This window comes from Clostridium sp. BIOML-A1 (assembly GCF_009874105.1).
Taxonomy (GTDB): Bacteria; Bacillota; Clostridia; order Lachnospirales; family Lachnospiraceae; genus Coprococcus.
The window spans coordinates 47327-53326 of sequence record NZ_WWTL01000017.1; the positions used below are offsets into that span (position 1 = coordinate 47327).

Annotated in this window: 5 protein-coding genes and 1 pseudogene; 1 reads left to right on the forward strand and 5 read right to left on the reverse strand. The window is 41.6% G+C overall.

Annotated elements, in window-relative coordinates:
- Positions 1–426: 426 nt before the first annotated feature.
- Positions 427–1341: a quinolinate synthase NadA gene (nadA, locus tag GT641_RS12185; RefSeq protein WP_161117681.1), complete on the reverse strand. Its 915-nt coding sequence runs from the start codon at positions 1339–1341 to the stop codon at positions 427–429.
- A gap of 216 nt (positions 1342–1557) precedes the next feature.
- Here nadA and GT641_RS12190 point away from each other — a divergent pair, with 216 nt between their 5' ends.
- Positions 1558–2310: a putative ABC transporter permease gene (locus tag GT641_RS12190; protein WP_008402776.1), complete on the forward strand. Its 753-nt coding sequence runs from the start codon at positions 1558–1560 to the stop codon at positions 2308–2310.
- A 202-nt stretch (positions 2311–2512) separates the two neighbouring features.
- Here the strand turns inward: GT641_RS12190 and GT641_RS12195 are convergent, their stop codons facing one another.
- The 4 genes and pseudogenes from GT641_RS12195 to GT641_RS12210 form a co-directional block, all read right to left on the reverse strand.
- Positions 2513–3448, reverse strand: coding sequence for a DMT family transporter (locus GT641_RS12195; protein WP_161117682.1), 936 nt, complete (start codon positions 3446–3448; stop codon positions 2513–2515).
- Between the two features lie 43 nt (positions 3449–3491).
- Positions 3492–4649: an ATP-binding protein gene (locus GT641_RS12200; protein WP_117807435.1), complete on the reverse strand. Its 1158-nt coding sequence runs from the start codon at positions 4647–4649 to the stop codon at positions 3492–3494.
- Positions 4612–5418: a tRNA threonylcarbamoyladenosine dehydratase gene (locus GT641_RS12205; RefSeq protein ID WP_117785637.1), complete on the reverse strand. Its 807-nt coding sequence runs from the start codon at positions 5416–5418 to the stop codon at positions 4612–4614. The genes GT641_RS12200 and GT641_RS12205 overlap by 38 nt, the downstream gene beginning before the upstream one ends.
- A gap of 300 nt (positions 5419–5718) precedes the next feature.
- Positions 5719–6000, reverse strand: a pseudogene (locus tag GT641_RS12210) (hypothetical protein); the annotation flags it as partial.

Here is a 6000-nt window from a genome sequence, read left to right on the forward strand (position 1 = left end):
TGACCATATTAAAATATTCAATTTTAAACTTTTTTTTATATCCAAACTGACCATATTAATATGTCACATATGCAAATACCAGATATCAGATTATGTAAACTGGTCTCTCGGGCAGATCACCATATTGTATAATAAACAAAATAGCAGGAAAATGTTGCGAAAACGCCTGCGTTTCGCATTTTTTCCTGCTATTTATCTTTAGCTCCTCCAACCACCAGAATAATATATAATAAAGCACGACCGTATCGTATGATAAAACCATAACGGAAGCGACCGAGTTTCGATGTTTTTATGCCGGGATGGAGGGCACAACGATTTTATCGTGTCCGAAATCCCGTGCATATAAAAACCAATCGAAACAAGGGTAGCTCCGTGTGTTTTACATACGATACGGTCGTGCTTTCAGTTATATATTATTCGTCAGCCCTAGCCAAGGCGCAGCATCGCATCGATGCTCTTTCTGGCTTTCTGCATTGTCTCCTCTGTAAGGGTAATGCTCTCGCCCTCACCATTTACCACGCAGTTATAGACATCACCAAGTGTCGTCATCTTCATGTTGTGACATACACAATCCTTAGACAATGCATAAAAACGCTTCTCCGGGTGTGCAAGCTGAAGGTGTGACACGATACTGTTCTCCGTACCGATAATGAATTCTTTTGCATCACTCTTTGCTGCATAATCCATAATTCCGGTTGTACTTCCGGCATAGTCTGCAAGCTCCGTTACTTCCTTTAAACATTCCGGATGTACCAGAAGTAATGCATTTGGATGAGCTGCTTTTGCTTTCTCTACATCTTTTACGGTTACTCTGACATGTGTCGGACAGCCGCCCGACACCAGCTTAATATTCTTTTCCGGTACCTGCTTTTTTACCCATGAACCGAGATTACAGTCAGGAATAAATAAGATATCCTTTTCCGGCATATTCTTCACGATCTTTACTGCCGAAGAAGATGTAACACAGACATCACTCAACGTCTTTACTTCTGTTGTAGTATTCACATATGCTACAACTGTATAATCCGGATTCCTCTCACGAAGGGCAGCTAACAGATCATAGTCGATCTGGTCTGCCATCGGGCATCCGGCATCCGGCTCCGGCAGGTATACTGTCTTTTCCGGTGATAACAGTTTTACAGTCTCTGCCATAAAACGCACACCACACATGATCATAATCTTTTGAGGTGCTTCCGCTGCTCTCTGTGCAAGGCCAAAGGAATCTCCTACATAGTCAGCTACTTCCCAGATATCATGGCTCTGGTAGGCATGTGCAAGAATACAAATATCCTTTTCCTTCTTTATTCTCATTATTTCATCCTGCATCTCTTTTATATTCATGACAATTTTCTCCTTTGTCTGTTATGTTTTCACTTTTTGTTAAAGAATGCACAGTAAGTATACCGCATATTGAGAAAGATTACCATCTATTTCAGCACAAAAAGCCTGAGCACATTTAATTTATTGACTTTATGACCGCGATATGTCACAATTTGTATCAATGAAAAAAAAGCCATAATTCTATGGAAAAATATAAATCAGAAAGGTTGAAATATTATGAATAAAGCTCTTGTATTATTGTTTTTATTTTTTATCGGAAGTCTGATCGGATGGGTGATTGAATTGTTCTTCCGCAGATTCTGTTCTCCAAATGGTCGAACAACAAAGAAATGGGTAAATCCCGGCTTTCTGGTCGGTCCTTACCTTCCGCTATATGGATCAGGACTATGCGTCTTGTATATGTTAGCATCTATTAACCTGTCATTTCTGGATGAACATCCAATCATTGAGAAGATTGTTTTATTTGTATTTATGGCGATCGCTATGACCGTGATCGAATACATCACCGGATTGATCTTCATTAAGGGAATGAATGTAAAACTATGGGACTACACAGACCGATGGGGCAATATTCAGGGAATCATCTGTCCACTGTTTTCATTCTTCTGGGCAGTTCTCGGCGCGACCTACTACCTGCTGATCCATCCACATGTTTTATCAGCACTTGACTGGTTATCCAGAAACCTCGCATTTTCATTCTTTATCGGATTCTTCTACGGCGTGTTCCTGATTGATATCGTTTACTCCTTCAACCTTATCGTTAAGATACGTAAGCTGGCTGCCGAATATGAAATCGTCGTTAAGATTGACGAACTCAAACAGCATCTGTTAGAGGAAGCTGAGCTCCGTAAGGAAAAATCACATTTCTTCCTTGCTATGAAAAATGCCCGACCACTCCGTGAGATATTTGAGGATTCGTTAGAGAAATATTCCATTAAGAAGATTCTGAAAGAAAAGAAGAAGAAATAATATATTGATTTTATCTAAAAAATATGCGCGCTGGCTTATCACTATATCTTTATTGCGCAGAACACTCTCGTTCTATTTTCACGTAGCGGTACTAAACTCGTCACCTATTGGTGACTCGTTAAGGACCGACGTTCAAATAGGTCTGCTCCATAAAATATAGTGATAAGCCGGCGCGCATATTTTTAATGTTACTAAAATTGTTTTATGCTTCTTTCTTCGCCCCTACTGGGATCTGTGCGAAGATAATCGCAATAAAGATCAACAGGCAGCCAAGGAGCTGGCGGGCGGTCAACACCTCACCGAGGATCACCCAGCCGGCAAGTACTGAAAATACAGATTCCAGACTCATGATCATAGATGCCAGCGTCGGATTCAGTCCATTCTGTGCAATAATCTGCAAGGTATAAGCAACACCGCTCGACATCACACCGGCATACAGAATTGCAACCCATGCATCCCATGACTGTAACTGTGAAAGCCATGCTACTATTCCTGCTGCCGAATGTCCCATCTCTGAAAAGAACATCGGGAATGCACTGAGTACCCCGGCAACCAGGAACTGGATACAGGACATCCGTACACCATCAACCAATGGTGAAAAATGATCGATCACCAGAATATGTATAGCAAACAAAAATGCACAGAGCAATACAAAGAGATCACTGTTCTGAAATGATAGCGCCCCCGCTGTCATACATAAAAGATAAAGTCCTACAATCGTGATCACCATTCCAAGCCAGATATTCCAACCATATTTTTTCTTTAAAAACAAACCAAGGATCGGAACCAGCAGAATATAGCAAGCCGTTAGAAAACCGGCCTTACCTGCCGGAGTGCCATAATACAGACCAAGCTGCTGTGCCGAGCTTGCAAAGAACAATGCCATTCCGCAGCACAAACCACCGATCCATAACAGTCTCCGTTCTGCCGCTGTCTTTGGCTTCTTATTACTTGGATTAATTTTATCAAGTAACCTGATCACCGGAAGCAACACTACACTTCCAACCAGACTTCGTATACAATTAAAAGAAAATGGTCCAAGTGCCTGTCCGCCTTTACTCTGTGCCACAAAGGCGGTTCCCCAAATAAATGCCGTAAGAACTAACAGGAGTGAACTTCTGATTTGTCTGCTTTTCATTTGTATTCCCTCTTCCTATCTTGTTTATTGTCAAATAGTTACATTATTCCTTTGAATCATTTTCTGTACAGATATTTTTCCTGTCATATGCATCCAGAAAATGATGCTTCTCTCCGTGCTGCTTCCATGCAACAACCGTGTCCAGATTTACATTTTCCACACTCTTGAAAATATTTCCTTCCACATAAGGATTTACCTGCTTCAAAGTCTGAATCAGCTCCTTGATCTCAACACGCTTCGAACGGTTCTCGTTATTACAAGTCGTACAGGTGTCCGTGAATTTGCATGCACACTGGATAAAATGCAGACCATTATAGTCCCTCCATGCCTTGATATCATCCTCACGCACCAGATATAACGGTCGGATCAGTTCCATCCCTTCAAAATTCGTGCTGTGAAGCTTCGGCATCATCGTCTGCACCTGTGCACCATACAGCATACCCATCAATATGGTTTCAATTACATCATCATAGTGATGACCAAGTGCAATCTTATTACAGCCAAGCTCCTGTGCAAAATGATACAAATGTCCGCGTCTCATTCGTGCACACAGATAACATGGTGACTTCTCTACCGTAAACACCGATTCAAATATATCCGATTCAAATATCGTGATCGGGATATTCAGACTTTTTGCATTTTCTTCTATAACCTTCCGGTTCGCCTCACTGTAACCGGGATCCATAACCAGAAACTTAACTTCAAATTCAAATTTGTTATGCAGCTTCAATTCCTGAAAACATTTCGCCATCAGCATGGAATCCTTACCACCGGAAATACATACTGCGATCTTATCTCCCGGCTTCACCAGCTCATATGTGTTGATCGCCTTGGTGAACTTTGACCAAATGCTTTTCTTGAATTTCTTACGCAGGCTCAGCTCAACATCCTTCGCCTTGTTCTGCTCCTCCGGCTTGCTCATAACATCCAACAGCCATGCAGCATAACCGCCTTCCAGACTCTCCGCCTGATATCCTTTTTCTTTCAAATGCTCCGCTACATCAATGCTGACTACGCCTCTCGCACAGAAAATAACAAGCAGCTTGTCCTTATCCACCTCGCTGCTTGTCTCTATTTCTTCCGCAGGAACCGCAATCGCATCCGGCACTGCCCCATGAGAGATCTCAATGGCATCCCGGATATCGATCAACCGGTAACTGTCTTTATCTCGATTCTTTAATTCCGCTATTGTAATGCTCATATGCACGCTGCCTTTCTTCTTTGCACAAATCTTTTACCACTTCACCTGCAATGATCAGTCCTGCTACAGATGGTACAAACGCCACACTGCCCGGAATATCTCTCCGCTCTGTACATTTGTGCTGTGCTCCCGGAGGGCAGATACACTGTGTTCTGCAACTGATCGACATATCCTCAAGTGGTCTTACCGGCTGTTCTTCCGAATATACAACCTTTAACTTTTTCACGCCACGCTTCTTAAGTTCCCGGCGCATAACCTTTGCAAGCGGACATACCTTTGTCTTATAAATATCTGCTACCTGAAACATACTGCCATCCAGCTTGTTTCCTGCGCCCATACTGCTGATGATCGGCACTCCTTTTTTCTGTGACTGGAGCACCAGCTCAATCTTAGCTGTAACCGTATCTACTGCATCTACAACATAATCATAGGAGTCAAATGGAAATTCATCTGCATTTTCCGGCAGGAAAAAGCATTTGTGCATCTCGACCTTAGCATCCGGATTTATGTCCAGAATCCGTTCTTTCATAACATCTGTTTTATATTTCCCCACAGACTTTCTGGTGGCAATGATCTGGCGGTTCAGATTTGTCAGGCATACCTTGTCATCGTCGATCAGATCAAATGAACCGACACCGCTTCGTGCCAGAGCCTCGCACACATAACCGCCAACGCCTCCAACGCCGAATACCGCTACTTTTGAATTTGCCAATTTGTCCATTGCTTCTTTACCAAGCAACAATTCTGTCCGGGAAAACTGTGTTAACATGTCTATCTCTCCTAAATAACCTACTAAAATGCTAGGCAAAATTATAGGACCTGAAAAGGTTCTTTGTCAATGATTTTCTGGCAAAAAGGACCGGTATTATACCACGTCATATAATACCGGTCCTGCTTACTTATGCCTTCACTATAAAACTATTCTTTAATACTAAAATATACATGTTATCTGTTCTGCTTATGTTCTTATCCTATGATTGCCTTGATTTCAGTTTTACTCATTTCGGTTACATCCATGATCTGTTCTAAGGAGTAGCCTTTCTTATGCATTTTCAGGATAATCTCTGATTTACCAGCCGCTTACTGAAGGTGCTGAATATATAACTCTCTCACCCTTTCCGTTCGTTTTTACAAGAACCAGCTTGGCATTGCTATATATGTCATGTTTTTTATACACAATGTAATCACCTTGCAACGTAAAATACTCAATGTTTCCATAATTGGATGCATTTTTATCCTTATACATGTTGTAGATTTCTGTTGCTTTTCCCTTTGATGTAGTAAACCATAATGATTTTGAAAAATAATAACCATTTTTACTGTATCCTCTGGTTGCAACAGAACCTTTTGA